Annotated in this window: 19 protein-coding genes; 14 read left to right on the forward strand and 5 right to left on the reverse strand. The window is 51.7% G+C overall.

Annotated features, from left to right (window positions below; genetic code table 11):
* Positions 1-98: 98 nt before the first annotated feature.
* Together D5067_RS07965 and D5067_RS07970 are read right to left on the reverse strand one after the other, a co-directional pair.
* On the reverse strand, positions 99-1,112 hold the full coding sequence (locus D5067_RS07965; protein WP_119938312.1) for a phage integrase: 1,014 nt from the start codon (positions 1,110-1,112) through the stop codon (positions 99-101).
* 142 nt (positions 1,113-1,254) lie between these two features.
* Positions 1,255-1,554: a helix-turn-helix domain-containing protein gene (locus tag D5067_RS07970; RefSeq protein WP_119938311.1), complete on the reverse strand. Its 300-nt coding sequence runs from the start codon at positions 1,552-1,554 to the stop codon at positions 1,255-1,257.
* Positions 1,555-1,674: 120 nt separating this feature from the next.
* Between D5067_RS07970 and D5067_RS07975 the strand changes: the two genes are divergently transcribed.
* The 6 genes from D5067_RS07975 to D5067_RS07995 all read left to right on the forward strand — a co-directional run bounded on the left by D5067_RS07975 (position 1,675) and on the right by D5067_RS07995 (position 6,909).
* Positions 1,675-1,950 carry a regulatory phage cox family protein gene (locus tag D5067_RS07975; RefSeq protein WP_119938325.1) on the forward strand — a complete coding sequence of 92 codons (276 nt, stop codon included), beginning with the start codon at positions 1,675-1,677 and terminating at the stop codon, positions 1,948-1,950.
* Positions 1,947-2,282 carry a hypothetical protein gene (locus D5067_RS07980; protein ID WP_119938310.1) on the forward strand — a complete coding sequence of 112 codons (336 nt, stop codon included), beginning with the start codon at positions 1,947-1,949 and terminating at the stop codon, positions 2,280-2,282. The genes D5067_RS07975 and D5067_RS07980 overlap by 4 nt, the downstream gene beginning before the upstream one ends.
* Before the next feature lie 9 nt (positions 2,283-2,291).
* Complete coding sequence (locus tag D5067_RS07985) at positions 2,292-2,861, forward strand: 3'-5' exonuclease (protein ID WP_119938309.1); 570 nt, start codon at positions 2,292-2,294, stop codon at positions 2,859-2,861.
* Positions 2,862-2,863: 2 nt separating this feature from the next.
* Positions 2,864-3,082 carry a ParE family toxin-like protein gene (locus D5067_RS24205; RefSeq protein ID WP_074136321.1) on the forward strand — a complete coding sequence of 73 codons (219 nt, stop codon included), beginning with the start codon at positions 2,864-2,866 and terminating at the stop codon, positions 3,080-3,082.
* 37 nt (positions 3,083-3,119) lie between these two features.
* Positions 3,120-5,774, forward strand: coding sequence for a toprim domain-containing protein (locus D5067_RS07990; protein WP_119938308.1), 2,655 nt, complete (start codon positions 3,120-3,122; stop codon positions 5,772-5,774).
* Between the two features lie 136 nt (positions 5,775-5,910).
* Entirely contained in the window at positions 5,911-6,909 is a 999-nt protein-coding gene (locus tag D5067_RS07995) for a hypothetical protein (RefSeq protein WP_210433813.1), read from the forward strand.
* A gap of 36 nt (positions 6,910-6,945) precedes the next feature.
* Here the strand turns inward: D5067_RS07995 and D5067_RS08000 are convergent, their stop codons facing one another.
* The 3 genes from D5067_RS08000 to D5067_RS08010 are packed head-to-tail and all read right to left on the reverse strand — an operon-like array spanning position 6,946 to position 10,069.
* Positions 6,946-7,215, reverse strand: a complete 270-nt coding sequence (locus D5067_RS08000) for an Ogr/Delta-like zinc finger protein (protein ID WP_192575748.1) — start codon at positions 7,213-7,215, stop codon at positions 6,946-6,948.
* A 53-nt stretch (positions 7,216-7,268) separates the two neighbouring features.
* Positions 7,269-8,288, reverse strand: coding sequence for a phage portal protein (locus D5067_RS08005; RefSeq protein ID WP_119938306.1), 1,020 nt, complete (start codon positions 8,286-8,288; stop codon positions 7,269-7,271).
* Positions 8,285-10,069, reverse strand: a complete 1,785-nt coding sequence (locus D5067_RS08010) for a terminase large subunit domain-containing protein (protein WP_119938305.1) — start codon at positions 10,067-10,069, stop codon at positions 8,285-8,287. Before D5067_RS08010 ends, D5067_RS08005 begins: the two co-directional genes overlap by 4 nt.
* A 185-nt stretch (positions 10,070-10,254) precedes the next feature.
* Between D5067_RS08010 and D5067_RS08015 the strand changes: the two genes are divergently transcribed.
* The 8 genes from D5067_RS08015 to D5067_RS08050 all read left to right on the forward strand — a co-directional run bounded on the left by D5067_RS08015 (position 10,255) and on the right by D5067_RS08050 (position 16,150).
* Positions 10,255-11,073, forward strand: coding sequence for a GPO family capsid scaffolding protein (locus D5067_RS08015; RefSeq protein ID WP_119938304.1), 819 nt, complete (start codon positions 10,255-10,257; stop codon positions 11,071-11,073).
* A gap of 34 nt (positions 11,074-11,107) precedes the next feature.
* The gene (locus D5067_RS08020) at positions 11,108-12,136 is read left to right on the forward strand and encodes a phage major capsid protein, P2 family (protein WP_119938303.1); all 1,029 of its coding nucleotides are present in this window, start codon (positions 11,108-11,110) and stop codon (positions 12,134-12,136) included.
* 10 nt (positions 12,137-12,146) lie between these two features.
* The gene (gene gpM / locus D5067_RS08025; protein ID WP_119938302.1) at positions 12,147-12,845 is read left to right on the forward strand and encodes a phage terminase small subunit; all 699 of its coding nucleotides are present in this window, start codon (positions 12,147-12,149) and stop codon (positions 12,843-12,845) included.
* A gap of 96 nt (positions 12,846-12,941) precedes the next feature.
* Positions 12,942-13,394, forward strand: coding sequence for a head completion/stabilization protein (locus tag D5067_RS08030; RefSeq protein ID WP_119938301.1), 453 nt, complete (start codon positions 12,942-12,944; stop codon positions 13,392-13,394).
* Positions 13,391-13,873: a phage tail protein gene (locus D5067_RS08035; RefSeq protein WP_119938300.1), complete on the forward strand. Its 483-nt coding sequence runs from the start codon at positions 13,391-13,393 to the stop codon at positions 13,871-13,873. Before D5067_RS08030 ends, D5067_RS08035 begins: the two co-directional genes overlap by 4 nt.
* A complete protein-coding gene (locus tag D5067_RS08040) occupies positions 13,870-14,574 on the forward strand; it encodes a hypothetical protein (RefSeq protein ID WP_119938299.1) in 705 nt (234 codons plus the stop codon). Before D5067_RS08035 ends, D5067_RS08040 begins: the two co-directional genes overlap by 4 nt.
* Positions 14,571-15,698 (forward strand): DUF2586 domain-containing protein, encoded by a 1,128-nt coding sequence (locus tag D5067_RS08045; protein ID WP_119938298.1) that lies wholly within the window; start codon positions 14,571-14,573, stop codon positions 15,696-15,698. Before D5067_RS08040 ends, D5067_RS08045 begins: the two co-directional genes overlap by 4 nt.
* Entirely contained in the window at positions 15,695-16,150 is a 456-nt protein-coding gene (locus tag D5067_RS08050) for a phage protein (protein WP_119938297.1), read from the forward strand. The genes D5067_RS08045 and D5067_RS08050 overlap by 4 nt, the downstream gene beginning before the upstream one ends.
* The last annotated feature ends 8 nt before the right edge of the window (positions 16,151-16,158 follow it).

Raw genomic sequence — 16,158 nt, forward strand, 5'->3', positions numbered from 1 at the left:
AGCCCGCGTAAGGGCGTTTATGCACCCTTACAGTAGAGGCTTTCAACGGTGCAATGCGGGTTTGCGCGGCACACAAGACCATTGAAAGCCATGTTCAGTTACCCGTCTGTGGACACTGTGTGGACACTCTGAACCTCAATTCCACCACGTAGCGGATTGAGGGCGATCGCGTCCTGCAAATATTCTGGGGCAAAATGTGCGTACACCATTGTTTGCTCGATTCTTGAATGGCCGAGGATACGTTGCAGCGTGATGATGCTCCCCCCGTTAATCATAAAATGCGTGGCGAAACTGTGGCGTAATGCATGTGTTGCCTGTCCAGGTGGCAAATCCGGTTTCAGTTCCTTCATTAACCGTCTGAATGCTGGATAATTTGCATCCGGGAAAAGAAACCCTCTCTTATTGCTGGCGATAATGATGGCCACCTCATCAGAAATTGGAACAGTGCGCGGTTTGTTCGTCTTAGTTTTTACGAACGTACAGCGGTTATGGATGACGTTCTCCGCTTTCAGCCTAGCGGCTTCACCCCACCTTGCGCCGGTACTGAGACAGAGAATCGCAATCTTCTTATTGTCCCCGTCAAGCTGCGAAAGCAACACGGCGATTTCATCCTGAGTCAGGTAGCCGGTTTCGGGCTTTTGCTCTTTCAGCCTTTTCGTACCCCGGATCGGATGCTCACCAAAGAACAATTCAGCCTCAATTAAGGCAGTGAACATGCCACTAATGCAGGTCAAATCGCGGTTGATGCTTGATGGCTTGATCCCCTGGCTTCTGCGTGCCGCACTGTACTGGCTAATTAGTGCTTTCGTAATCTGGAACGCGCAAGGGTCGTCGGTTATCCGGGTAAATATCTCAATTTTCCCAAGATTAGATTTACCATGTTCCTCATGCTTTCCTTTCAAATCCCACCATATCGCCGTTAGTTCTGACAGACGCCGCTTGTCTGTCGGCTTTGAAAGCCATTCCTTGTTATGGTGGTTGTACTGAGTGTGTTTTTCAAAAGCTACAGCCTCGCTTTTCTTGTCGAACTTCCTACGGATGCGCTTTCCGTTGCGCCCCGTTGGTCTGATGTCCACTTCATATCGACCATCATCGAGTTTCTTGATACTCATGAAACCCTCCGAATGGTGGTTTTGGCTTTTACTGAATTGCCTGAATGCTTCCGGCTTTTCCGTTTAACTTCCTGATAAGAAGGGAAGTTATATTTCCTTACAAGTAAACAACTTTTGTAATAAATAAACTCACGGTGAATTGTTAACCAGTCTTTTGGTCGGAGTGCTGCGAGGTTGTTACAGCTTGCCCAAAGTGTGCGAGGGCCGGTGCTATCTGACCGGCTTCAGGTGCAATCTGCTCCGTCATAAACCATAACGTGTATTTCATAAATTGGGGGTGCTGAAGGATTTTCATAATTGATTCCACGCCTGGGCTTTTTACTCCAGATTCGTAGCCTCCCAATGTGCTGTAGGCAATGCCTGTCAACTCACTGAATTGCCTCTTGTTTAGTCTCTCTGACTCGCGAATGAGCTTTATCTTTTCAAATATCGGGGTTGACATAGTTACTCCCATCTAAGAACATTATCCGTATGGGGTTGAATTGACTCCCATGCGGTTATCCACTAAGAGCAATTAAGGCCCATTAAGAGCAATTAATTGCACGATAGGAGAATGTATCAGATGAGTAGACAGCTTGTAAGCGCAACTGACGCCGTTCCTTACCAGGAGTTCGCTAAACTCATCGGTAAGACACCGGCAGCAGTTAAAGGAATGATTGAAAAAGGGAAGTTACCTGTCGTTGAAATGACCGATCCTCAATCAACATCAGGACGTGCAGGCGAATATTGGATTTACCTACCAGCCTGGAACAAAGGTATGCAACTGGCGTACGAGAGCCGACCAAAAGAAATCCGTGATGGATGGCTGATGTGGTTAGGTTTGGGAGAACCTCGATGAAAACAAAATACGCCACTCTCATTCGTAGCCTGTTGCAAAATTATCATGCACAGGCAAAAGCAATTGATAAAGAAACATTCTCTGTCCACAGCGACGGATTACAGCAAATGGAATTGAATATTCAGCTGGCGAAATGTCTTGAGGGAATAACCTCGACTGCTCGTTTTAATAATGATAGTGATGATTTTGAAGAGCTTCACAAAATCACGCTTATGGTCTTTGGTGGAAATATACCAACTGAAAATAATATTTCTTGCCTTATGTCACTGGCGACTTCCGCATTGAAAAGTAATAACTCGCATCTTAAATCTGTTGCAGCCTCACAACGTTAAGGAACCGACATGAAACATTTAATGATTGACCTTGAAACTATGGATATCAAACCAACTGCGGCGATTACTTCTATCGGTGCTGTTTTTTTTAATCCGGAAACTGGAGAAATGGGCGAGCAGTTTTATCAGCGTGTAAGTCTGGACAGCTGCGTAGAGCATGGCCTGACCATGGGGGCAAGTACCGTGCGTTGGTGGATGCGTCAGGACGCGGCGGCGCGCAGCGAAATTCTAAATGAAGATTGCATGGATTTATCATTGTCATTGGCGAATCTCGAAGCTTTTGTAACGGAGCACTCCGACCCGTCTAAAGTGCAGGTGTGGGGCAACGGTGCAGCGTTCGACAACGTTATCCTCCGCAATGCGGCGGAAAAATGCGGGTTTAGTGAACCATTATGGTTCTTCTGGAATGACAGGGATGTCAGAACAATTGTGGAGTTGTCTAAAAATCTTGGGCTGAACGTCCATAACATTATTCAGTTTGAGGGTGTTAAACACCACGCCTTATATGATGCCATTCATCAGGCGAAAATTGTTTCTTACGTCTGGATGTATCTCGTTAAAATAGCCAGTGTGAAATAACTATGATCACAGTGACCTCTCATGCAAGTGAAAGTGTCATTAACAAGGCATTTTCAGTGCTGTCAGAATACTACAGTGGCAAAAAGGTATATCAGGTAATAAAACCGCATCATTATTTTTCTGTGCATGTCTCTTATCGGTGGCGATTACTGAGCAAAGATAAGGGGCGGCACTGGGAGTTAATGACGCATGAACGATATAACAAACAATACCGAATATAGTTTTTGCCTTTAACACCTTTTTAAATCTGGATTAATTATGAATGCCACAATACAGCAGGACGTTGTGCGCCGGCTCGTTCAGGATTTTGAATTCAAGGAACGGGATAAATATTTGCAGCAGGGCGTATGTCCCAAATGCCATAAACGCGAATTATTCACCAGCATAGAAAAGCCCTGGATCCTGAAGTGTGGCCGCGAAAACAACTGCGGCCATCAGGTCGTTGTTAAAGAGCAGTATCCAGAAATCTTTGAAGACTGGTCAAAGCGCTATCAGGCCACGCCTGAAACCCCTCACGCCGCAGCTGAGGCGTATTTGCGTGAGGCGCGGGGACTGGATACTGAACCGCTTAAGGGTTGCTTTACCCAGGGGGCATTCGCCAAAGACAACATGGGGTCGGCAACGGTCACATTTAAGCTGGCGTGTGGTGCGACGTGGGAGCGCATCATTGACCAGCCTCAGCGCTTCGGTAAGCAGAAAGCGAACATCAGAGGAAGCTATGTTGGCCACTGGTGGGTGCCGCCGTCTGTGAACCTGCTGGAAGTGAACGAAATCTGGATCACAGAGGGTATCTTCAACGCGCTGAGTCTGTGCCAGGCGGGTTTACCCGCCGTGGCCACGCTGAGCAGTAACAACTACCCGCTGGCGGCGCTGGATACTCTCGCTAAAGAGCTGGGCGAGAAACCCCGCCCACGCCTGATATGGGCGTTTGATGGCGACAAAGCCGGCACTAAACACACGCTGGCCTTTGCTGCCCGTAGCGAGGAAGCCGGCTGGAAGGTTCGCGCAGCGCAGCCGGTGAAATCATCCTCCAGTCTGGACTGGAATGACCTGCTGTTACGTGGCCGGTTCAGCAAATCGGACATCAAAAATTATCGCTACTATGGCGATATCCTGCTGGCGAAAAACCCGACAGAGAAAGCGCTGCTCATGCATCAGCATAACGAGTGGCACTCTTTCTACTTTGAGCATAACTCCCGTATGTACTGGTTTGAGCTGGATCTGGACAGGTACATGCGAGCCTATGAGCGTATCACCAACACCGGTACCGAAGTGGTGATGGAGTGGGAGGCCAAAGAACGGGCGGTTAAAGAGTCAGGCGGCGTGACCGAAATCGCCAACTGCTGGCTGACACCGCTTTACTTCCAGCGTTCTGAACCTACGGACGAGTCCTGGTATTACGTGAAGGTCAATATGCCGAACCGGCCAGCCGTGAAAGACACCTTCACGGCTAACCAGCTCACCAGCTCCGCCGAGTTCAAAAAGCGTCTGCTGCACATCGCCAAAGGGGCAGTATACACCGGCAGTACCAAACAGCTGGATAAGTTCATCCAGATGCGTCTGCCTGAAATCAAAGAAGTTAAGACGCAGAATTTCATCGGTTATAACAAAGATTATGCCGCCTGGTTGTTTAACCGCGTGGCCGTTTGCGATGGTCGGCTGTATGAGATGAACGACGAGGATTATTTCGAAATTAACAGCGCCAGCGTTAAAAGCCTGAGCATCACGCCGGCGCTGGATCTGAATCCGAAACTGAACGAATTCACCACGGGCTGGGTTGACGATATCTGGACGGCGTTTGGTGAAAAAGGGTATGTGGCGCTGGCGTTCTGGCTGGGGTCGCTGTTCGCTGAGCAAATCCGTGAGCGTGACAAGTCTTTCCCGTTCCTTGAAATCGTGGGCGAACCCGGCACAGGTAAATCCACGCTGATTGAATTCCTGTGGAAACTTGCCGGCCGTGAAGAGTATGAAGGGTTTGACCCGTCCAAATCGACCGCTGCCGCGCGCGGCCGTAACTTCGCTCAGGTCGGCAATTTGCCGGTCGTACTGATTGAGGGCGACCGCACCACAGATAACGCCAAACAACGCGCTTTTGACTGGGACGAGCTGAAATCACTGTACAACGGTCGTGCTTCCCGCGCCGTGGGTATCAAATCGAACAATAACGAGACCTACGAGCCACCATTCAGAGGCAGCATAGTGATAGCGCAGAACGCCGACACAGACGGCAGCAAGGCGTTCCTGGAGCGTATCATCCACATTTATACCGACAAGCGCGGCCAGTCCATTCAGACCCGCTATGCCGCCGAACGCCTCGAGCAAATACCTGTTGGCCACGTATCTGGTTTTACGCTGCTGGCCACCATGCGCGAAAGAGAAATTATGAAAGTGTATGGCCAGGGCTACGAACGCGCCCGTAGTGAACTGGAGTCCAACACCAATATTCGCCATATCCGTATTGCCAAGAACCACGCTCAGCTGGTCGGTTTGCTGGAGGCGCTGGCGCTGGTTGTGCCGGTACCGCTGGAACGCATTGAGAAGACACGCGAGGCCATCACGGCACTGGCCGTGGAACGCTGTCAGGCACTTAAAAAGGATCACCCTCTGGTACAGGGGTTCTGGGAGCTGTTTGATTACCTCGACGAGCTGGCACCGCACGGCATTAACCATTCATCAGATGAAGGGGAGATTGCCGTCAACTTCAACCATCTGGAAGAAGTCGCTGCCGCTCACCGTCAGCGCATTCCGTTCACGTTAACTGAGATCAAAAAGCTGCTTAAAAACGGCAATGAGCGCCGTTTTATCGACACCAAAACCACGCGTAGCGCGTTGAGTGAACGCCACAACCGTGGCAAAGGTGAAATGCAACGAATGCCGGAAACCTTCCGGTGCTGGATTTTTAAACGAAACTAACTGCGTTGTGTCTTTTACTTGCATTTAAAAACTGTGACATAATGATGGAAGATGTTATGTCACAGCTTTCGAACTGTATGATATTATCCGCTTATCAATAACTCTGCTTATATAAATAATGGTTGGTAAACATAAAATGAGTGAAACCATAGATAAAGTTTTGGATGCGGCAAAAGCAGTTACAACAGAACCAGTAATGAAGGTTATAAATCAGAGGTTGTCAAATCCTTTTTTTCTGTGTTTTATATCATCCTGGATAATATGTAATTGGGATCGCGTACTACTACTCTGTTTCTCGTTTAGCTTGGGCATGGAACAACGTATTGAGAAAGTAAAAGCATTGCCGTCAAATAGCGTTTTTTGGGGAGTTAGTCTTCCTCATGCTCATACGTTTTGGTATCCATTTATTATCACTGTTATATTTGTGGTTGGCACTCCGTTTCTTTCATATATTGTCGATATCATTCAAAATGAAGTGCTCACGAAAAAAAACACGAATGACAGTCAAAGAAAAAAGGACGTTCTGGATTTAAAGATAAATGAGATCAATAAAAATGTTGAGTATGAGTATGCTGACGCAAAAGCACGATTGAATGCTGAGAATGCGAATAAGACTATTGAATATAGCACGACAGCTCTCGAGGAAAAATATAACGATATGAGTGTAAGGGTTAGGGATTTAAATATTTCCATAAAAGAAAAGGAACAACAAATTAAAGCTCAAAATGTTTCTTATACCCAGGCATCTGACTCTTTGTTAATGATAAGGGGAGAGCTGGACTTAAAAGGGAAGGAGTTGGTTGAACTAAATTCAAAAATTATCTCCAATCAAAAGAAACTTGATGGTATAAAAAACGAGATATCAAAGAACACTCTACCTTTTACAACTTTAGGTAATATCGCTAACTTAGTTGATGGGAATGGTATAAGTAGTTTAAGTGGTTTAGGCTTAAGTGGTTTGGATTCTCTGAAGCTTAATAATGCAAATGGCCTAAGTAATGATGCTGTTAAACTTTCTTTAGCTGCTAAAGCTTTGAATGCCACAGATTTGAAACCAGCCCACACTAAAGCCGAGCCTAACAAACAAGCTAAATTAGCTGCTAAAAATCCCGGCAAGAATGACAAGAATAATTAATTATTTATAGAGAAGGCACCAGGATGGTGCCTTTTTCTATGCGGCCAGACCGGCCTTCAATAAATCCAGCGTCATTTGCTTCTGTTCTGGCGAGAAAGAATTAAGGATCGTCTGCACCATCAAGTCCCCGGTTTTGGCACTGGGGCTTAACGTGTGCGAGAACGTCAGGTTAAGCACGAAGGTATGGCCGCATTCCACATCTGAACACGCGCAGTAGATATCTGAGATATGGGGGTGCTTGGGATTCGTCTTTTTGATGATCGCCTTTGCCCCGCACTCCGGACATTTTACTTTTAGTACCCGCATATTCTGCGCTCCATGACCCTGAAAACGCCTATATTTTAGCCTTTTTGGGCGCATTAATCACCTTCCAGCTCGCTGTCCTTCAGGAAATTCAGGTACAAATGCTGTGGAATTTCTGGCTGATTAGCGACAGCCGCCGCAAACATGCGCTGAATGGGTAAAATTTCAGCCTTACGGTAGGTTTTAGCCGCTTTCTCAATATCTCCCATTACTGCACCGTTCGTCGGGATAATCCCCGCCAGCCCGGCCGGGAAGCGGTGCGCGGTGAGAACATCCTGGGCGCTGATGCTCTTGATATTCTGAAACTCATCTTTGGCACTGATATCGCCAATCGGGATAAATTTGATGCCATCCGGATCCCCTTTGGGGATATTCACGAACATGGTGCTGAAGTTCCCGATCCCCTTCGACTGTTCCAGCTTGCTGATAATTTCTTCTTCCACCTCGTCGGTCATGTTCGGGTCGTTACAATAAATCATACCGCCCGTATGGCCACCGTTGTGGTAATAGCGGCGGCGGAAGATTGTTGCCTCACCGTTCAGCAGGGCGGAGTGAATCCCGCTGATGTAGTCCGGCAGGCCATAGATTGCCTGCTGCGGATCGTACTGTTTCAGGAAAATAATATCCTCCTCCGGGTAAATCATCGGTTCAGCCTGTTGCAGTACGACGAATTCGCCTGTTTTACGCTGGCGGGTATACAGCGCCGGCAGCGGATACAGCGCCACCACATCCCCCCATCCGTTACGCACTTTCAGAATAGCCACATCACCGAACGTGAGCCAGTCGAATACGGCAGCGCCGAGCTGCTCATGCGTCAGCCCGCCATTCTCATAGTTAGCCGTCACCATGTTACGGCGGGCATACAGTACACCGCCGTGCTGTGCATTCAGGTTAACCAGCTGCGCCAGCGCCAGCCGGTCAATCGGCAGCGTCCAGTGTTCTGCCTCGTTGTCGTACCAGACATCGGTATAGTTTGTGCCGGTGGTCAAAATGGGTTCTGGTTTACCCAGGCTGATAAGGCTCATATGACGAGGTTTTGGGGCGCTGCGGCGCTCCCGGAATTTGCGTTTCTTCATGCTGCTTTCCCTAAGTTTCCCCAGCGGGATTTGCGCTGGTTTCCGTAATTAAGTGGTTCATTGTCGATAGCGTGGGCGATAGCCCAGAAACTGTCTGCGTGGCCAGTCTCTGCTGTGCGATCAGCAACGAACGTCATAGCGTTGCCGCTGGCCGTGGACGTGCGGCGAATGGTCATAAAGCTGGCGGCGATTTCCGTCTGCTCCTTGTCCCATTCCACGCGTCCATCTTCGATAACGTCGATCATCTTCATCACCAGGCGGTTTTTGGTTTCGACACCGTAACGGATAGCGACAGTCTGACGCATGGCAAAGTGCTGAACGTCTTCAAAGACACCGCTACCCAGCCCGGTGATATCAATGCCGATATAGGTCATGTTGTACTGGCCAAACAGCTTCTTAATCTGCGCCGCCTGCCACTTCCAGTTCATTCCCTGCCAGTGAAAGACCCGAAGTACGCGGAAGTTTTCGACGGCCAGTACGGGAGGCGCGACAATCACAAAGGTGGACGTGTCGCCGCTGCGTGCCGGGTCGTAGCCCGCCCACACCTCGCGGTTGCCGAACGGCCGGGGCAGGTTTTCGTCATGGTCTTCCCAGGTGGCAGGATCCACACAGCAGCGCTCAACGTGGGAAAACGAAAATACGCTGTCCTTACTGTCCACAAACACGCACATGTAAAGCATGTTGAACGTATCGCGGTTGTAGCGATTGCGTAGTTTCTCGATGCTGGCCAGGTGAAAACCGCCTGCGATCGCGTCTTCCATCGTGATGATATAGCGCCACTGGCCGTCAGGGCAGAGTCGCCCGCCGTCACGCAGCTGCTTCTCTGTCGGAAATTCGACCCGGGCGCGTTTTTTGTCGCCGCGCTTCCATTCTTCCCCCGTCCAGAACGGGTACGCCTGGTGGGTTTTGCTACTGGGCGTGGAAAAGTAGGTGGTGCGCCATTTGTCGTGTGTGGCCATCGCACTGGCCACTTCGTTAAGTTTGGCGAAGTTCGGCACCCAGAAATATTCATCACAGTACAGGTGGCCGCTGTAGGACTGGGCGGTATTCTTGTTGGTGGAAAGAAAACGCAGCTCCGCGCCGTTGGACAGGCGGATGGGGTTGCCGCTGAGTTCCACACCAAAATACTTCTCTGCGATGTTCACGATGTAGCTGCGGAAGACTTCCGCCTGGGCTTTGGATGCCGAGAGAAAGATTTGCGGATCGCCCGTCATCACCGCATTTTCGAACGCTTCTATTGCAAAATACCAGGTCGCGCCAATCTGACGGCTCTTGAGGATGTTCCTGATTTGCTGATGAAGATTGGCACGCAGGTGCTTCTGGTACCCAAAAAGGGTCTCCTGCGCGAACCGGTCAAAGTCCTCCTGGGTGAGCTTGCTGATATCGTTCTTTTTGTATTTTCCGCGCTTACGCGATTTGTCCCCGTCACCAGACTGGCGCGATGCAGCTGCGTCACCTTCGCTGTGCTTAATTTCGGCCAGCTTTTCCTGATGCTTATTATGCTGCGCACGGAGTTTCACCAGATGCGCCACAAGACTGTCCAGCTCGCGCAGCTCCAGCTCCGATTTACCCTCACGCAGCGTCAGCGACTGCACGCGGCGATTGAGCGCGTCTTCCGTAGACTCATGACTGAGCAGCTCCGCCCAGGCATATTTCTCCGCCCAGTAATAAACGATTCGCCGGTTTGGTAAATTAAGTTCGCTGGCTATTTCCTGCGGGGTATAGCGTTTCAGATATAGCGCCCTTGCCACTCCTTTTAGTTCTTCGCTGTATTTCGCCATCGGCTTCCTTGCCTTTATTTTTGCCTTAGTTAATAAGCGAATTATTCAGCAATTCAGCCGCAAATTTCGAAAATTAATTCTTCTTAATTCGGTTAACAGGCATATCCGAATTTCTCCGAAATAACTGGAGTGCGTGAACGTCTTTTATTGGTGATACTGAAACTCGCAGCATGAACGGAGGCAATATGTCAGGTTCACAACTGGCAACAAACTGGATTTGTATCGCCACTGCGGGTGAAACGGTTGATAAGCGAGCCATTGAAGAACAGTGGTTACTTGATGCAGCTGAATTATATGACCCCAATGTATATACCGCGCTGTTATGGCCGGAACATACCCGAAACTTCGGAAATATGGGTGAAGTGCTGGAAGTAAAAACCGAGCGGGATGATGAAGGTATTCTTCGTTTATATGCCCGTCTCTGTCCGGCAATTGCATTGCTTCAGGCAAATGCGAAAGGTCAGCTTTTATTTTTATCACCGGAGTTTACACCGGACGGCAATTTCAGAAGTACAGGGAAAACCTATCTGGAAGGGCTGGCTGTTACTGACAGTCCGGCCGGGGTAAACACCACACGGCTACGTTTCAGCCGCACAAAAGGAAAACGCGTGGGGCCATATAAGCCGCTGGCGTTTGATGAAGTCAGGGAATTTAAAAAGGAAAAGGGAATGTCAAAAACAGCGAAAAAAGGCTGGCGTCATTTTTTCAGTATCGAAGAACCGGAACAGACGCCTGACCCGGATCCGGCACCGTCCGATGTCTTGCAGGCGCTGGCGGATGCGCTGGCCGCACTGGAAGACCGCGTAAGCGCGATTGAATCCGCTATGACCGATGTGCAGGACGATGTGGATACCGTGAAAGAGGTGGTGGATACCGAAGATTTCGCTCGTCTGGTCGGCAACCTGCCGGAGCTGGTGAAGGGCTTCAGCAAGCTGAATGAGAAGGTCACTCAGTTGCCTAACAAAAAGTTCAGCAAGGACAAAAAAGGCTTCAAGTTCCTGTAAGGGATGATGCTGGTTTTCTTTAAGGAAAAAGAATATGCAATTGAATGCAAAAGCCCGTCAGTTTCTGCGTCAGTACCACACCGGGCTGCGTGAATCCTACGGCGCTAATGAAGATGACCGCTGGTTTGCGCTGACCGACCCGAAAGAGACCCAGCTGCGCAATGCGCTGATGGAACAGTCTGACTTTCTGAATCTGATCACCGTTGCAGATGTTGACCAGTTACAGGGGCAGGTTGTGCCGGTTGGTAGTTCTGGCCTGTATACCGGTCGCGTGCAGGATGGGCGTTTTCGCAAAAAAGTGGGCGTGAGCGGTAACGACTACAAGCTGGTCGAAACCGATTCATGTGCGGCGCTGACCTGGCAACTGCTGTCTGTCTGGGCGAATGCCGGCGATGAAGGTGAGTTCTTCCAGCGCGTCCAGGAATTTACCAATCTGTCCTTTGCGCTGGATATGTTGCGTATTGGCTTTAACGGTAAAACCATTGCCGAAACCACAGACGCCGAGAAGAACCCGAACGGCGAAGATGTGAACAAGGGCTGGCACCAAATCGTTAAAGAGTGGAAGGATGGCCAGCAGATTATCACCGATGCGGTTGTGCTCGATGGCGACGGTAAAGGCGATTATGTCTCGCTCGATGCAATGGCATCCGACCTTATCAACGCCAAAATCCCGGCACAGTACCGTAATGACCCGCGTCTGGTGGTGCTGGTTGGCGCTGACCTGGTGGCGGCTGAATCTTTCCGCCTGTACCAGAAAGCGGATAAACCGACCGAGAAGATCGCCGCGCAGCTGCTGTCTGACAGTATCGCCGGTCGCACGGCTTACGTCCCGCCGTTTATGCCGGGTAAACGTATGATCGTCACCACACTGCCTAACCTGCATATCTACACCCAGCGCGGCACGCGCCAGCGTAACGCTGAGTTTGTAGAAGACCGTAAACAGTACGAAAACAAATACCTGCGTAATGAAGGTTATGCGGTTGAGTATCCGGAACTGTACGCCGCGTTTGATGAAAGTGCGGTAACTATCGGGGCACCGGTCGTGCCACCGGCAGGGGAATAAGGGGATCTGAATGCAACTGTCACCAGCACAGCGCCACAGCGCACGAATTGAAGCAGAGCGGTTACTTCGACGGCAGCAGGCGCTGGACACGGAAACCAGCCTGCATGTTCAGCTCGTGGCGCTCGAAAAAGATGTTGCCGCAGCCGCGTCCATCGAGAGCCGCGCCGAACGTATGGCGTTCAAGCGGGATGTACTGCTGCCGCGCTGGATGCCAACGGCGCAGGAGTGGCTTGACGGTGACGGTGCGAATCAGAATCCCGTTTTTGCCTGGTGTGTCGTCTGGCTGTTTGATACCGGCCAGTTTGACCAGGCGCTGGACTGGGCGGACGTGGCCGTAGCACTGGGGCAGGAAACCCCTGCCGCGTTCGGCAGTACGTTCCCGGTGTTTGTGGCGGATACGGTGTTGTCCTGGGCGGAAGCGGAAGCCGTTGAGGGACATGATGTAGAACCGTATTTCGGCCGCACGCTGGAGAACGTGATGCAGCACTGGAATGTGTATGAGGTCATCAAGGCCAAATACCTGAAGTTTGCCGGTCTGCACCTGCTGCGCGATGAAAACGGAGAGCCACGCGCAGCGGCAACGGAAGACAGGGACGTATTGCTCAGGGCGAAGGAACTGCTGGAGCAGGCGAAGGGATTCGACCCTAAATGTGGTGTTGGCACGATGTTGCAGCGTATCGCTGCACGTCTGCGGGTACTTGATAAGTAAAAGGCTACCGACCCGAAAGCGGGCGCGGTGGAGGGGATCGCATAAGCGTATCGCCCGTGGAAACCGGTCTGCCCGCTTTTTATCCGGAGAAACAGGATGTTCAGCGGAACCTCGATTGATTTTGATGATGCCATTTTGACGAATGATGGCTTCTGGCCAGACCTGAGCGTGAAGGATTTCCAGTCCCAGCGCACCATTCCGGCCGATATCGACGCGGCCACCATTCGCCAGGCGCTGCTGACCGCAGCCGGCGAAATCAATGACGATCTCGTTAAGGTCGCCGCTAAATATCAGGGTGATGGCCATACCCGCGCAGAGGCCGTGCCGGGAGTGGAGATCGACGGCGAAAATCTGCTGTGCGCCCGCTACCGCAAAGCGGTATATGCCCGCGCCAAAGCTGACCTTATGGGGGAGTTTGCATCCATTGGACGGCGTGAGAGCCATCCAGGGCAGGAGAGCGACGAAACGCGTTCAAGCCTGATTGCCGAATCCACGCTGACGGTACGGCGTATCAAGGGGCTGAAACGTATTACGGTGGCCATGGTATGAGCCAGCTTAAGCAACTGACTGACTTTCTCATTGCGAACATGCCAAAGCGGGCAATGCAGGGATTTGACAGCCAGATGGACGAAATCATGTTCATTCCGGCGCAGCGGGATAACGGGCTGGGGCAGTATCGCCTTGCCATTATCCGCTATAACGCCGTCCTGACGTGGGAGCGTTATCCTTACCGTGAGTACGATCCCAAAATCCTGATGGCGCTGTTTATGTCCTGGCTGACGCAGGATGAGCGGGGGCTGCTGGAGGAAACCGGCATTGACAGCGAGCTGCCGGAATTCGATATCGAAACCATCGACCAGGAGACGGCCATCATGGTGGTGACGCTCCCTATGGCGGAAGAACTCAACATGGTTCCCGATCCCAAAGGTGAGATCCCCTTCGATGGCCAGCGCTGGCGGCTTGATGAGCCAGAGGTCTGGACGGCGGAGGAAATGACCATTATCCCGCTTACTGAGGGGCAAAAATGATTCAGGGAGAGCTGAATCAGGAGCAGTTCCGGCAGCTTCAGGCGGCGCTGGCCAGCCTGGAGTTACCGCCACCGAAGCGCCGCCGCCTGCTGTGGCGTATGGCCAAATACGGCGTGGAGGCAGCGGCTAAGCGAAATGTGCGTAATCAGCAGTCTCCGGAAGGGGATAAGTGGGCGGCAAGGCAGACGCGGCGCAAAGGCAAGATGCTGAGCAACATGCCAAAACTTATCCGCATCCGGGAGATGCCGGAAACCGAGTCCGTCAGGCTCTATCTTGCCGGCGGTCATTACCGCAACGCTAAGGGGAAACTCTCTGCCGGCGTCGTGGGGTATATCCAGCAAAACGGGATGAGCGTCACCGTCAACCGTAAGCAGGTGGCAGGCCGTGAGCAGGGGGATAAGCCTGCCTCACTGCGACAGGCGAAGCGCCTGCGCAAAGCCGGGTACAAAGTCAGGCGCGGTAAGCGCTGGCGTAAACCCGGTTATAAGGAAATACAGGAAAAAATGACCGCTCGTCAGGCTGGTCTGCTTATCCGGAAACTGGAGGATAAGCCGGTCAAAACCTCCTGGCAGATTGATTTACCTGCCAGGGCGTTTCTGGGGATTGGTCAGGAAGATTTTAACAAAGCGCTGGCGCGACAGCTTCAGGCTGTCGGGTTCGGTCTGGATGTTAACGCGCAGGATATCAGGGGGAGAACATGACCTGGCCAATTGTAACCGTGAATCAGGTAAACCAGCTGTTGGGCGAAACCAATGAGGTGGAGCGCACGCTGCTGTTTATCGGTAACGGTTCAACAAATGTAGGGAAGACGCTGACCGTCAACGCGCAGAGCGATTTTGACACGCTGCTGGGTGACGGAGACAGCCCGTTAAAGAACGATGTGCTGGCCGCACTGGCTAACGCCGGCCAGAACTGGTGGGGATTTGTCCATGTGCTGGCAGAAGACAGCGAGCCGGATGCGTGGGTGGCAGCGGTTAAAGCCGCGCAGGTGTCCTGTTCGGTTGAAGGTGTGGTGCTGTCGGATGATGTTACCGCAAAAGCGACCATTAACCAGGCGGCAACGCTGCGATCGGAACTGACGGCGAAATATGGCCGCTGGGTCTGGTTCATTCTGGCGGTGCAGGGGATGCAGGATGAGGAGGCGCAGGCCGATTATCTGACCCGCCTGTCCACGCTTCAGGATGGCATTGCCGAGAAAGCTGTACAGCTGGTTCCCCGCCTCTGGGGTAACGAGCCGGGCGTGCTTGCCGGCCGACTGTGCAATCGTGCTGTCACCATTGCCGACAGCCCCGCGCGGGTGAAGACCGGGGCGCTGCTGAGCATGGGGAGCGATGAGCTGCCGAAAGACGGTACCGGTGCGGTGCTGGAGCTGGCCACGCTTCAGGCACTGGAGGCACAGCGCTACAGCGTGCCGATGTGGTATCCGGACTATGACGGTTATTACTGGTCTGACGGTCGCACGCTGGACGTCGAGGGCGGCGATTATCAGTCCATTGAAACGCTGCGTATTGTGGATAAAGCCGCGCGTCGCGTGCGTTTGCTGGCTATTGGCAAAATTGCCGACCGTGCGCTTAACAGCACGCCGGGCAGTATTGCCGCACACCAGACGCTGTTTGCCCGTCCGCTGCGCGAAATGTCCACGGCCGCAAACATTAACGGCGTGTCCTTCCCCGGCGAAGTGAAGCCGCCGCAGGATGGCGATATCACGATCGTCTGGAAGAACAAAAAGGCCGTCGATATTTACATTGTGGTGCGGACGTATGAGGTACCGCTGCAAATCACGATCAGCCTGTTGCTGGATGCCAGCCTGGAGACAAACTCATGACCAGACGTATTTCGGGCATGTCCTTCGACTTCTATATGGATGGCGAGCTGGTACATGCGGAGAAAATCTCTCTCGATATCACCGACAACACGGCAGCAGCGCAGACGCGCGGCGTGCCGGATGGCTGGGTGGATGGTGACGTGTCCGCCGAAGGTGAGCTGGAGCTGGCTACAAAGGCACTGATCGCCATCAAAGCCCGCGCGCAGTCTGCCGGGTCGTGGCGCGGCATTCCTGAGCTGGATTTTCTTTTCTATGCCAAAGCCGGCAACGAAGAAACCAAGGTGGAGGCGTTCGGCTGCAAGCTGCTGCTGAACAATCTTCTGGATCTCGACCCCAAAGGCGGGGCGCTTTCCACGCGAAAAATTAAGTTTCTCGTGACAAGCCCTAAATTTATCAACATTGACGGCATTCCGTATCTGGAAGCGGAAGCCACGGAAAACCTGATTGGATAAGAGGCAGG

The sequence above is a fragment of the Enterobacter huaxiensis genome (genome assembly GCF_003594935.2).
GTDB classification, from domain to species: domain Bacteria; phylum Pseudomonadota; class Gammaproteobacteria; order Enterobacterales; family Enterobacteriaceae; genus Enterobacter; species Enterobacter huaxiensis.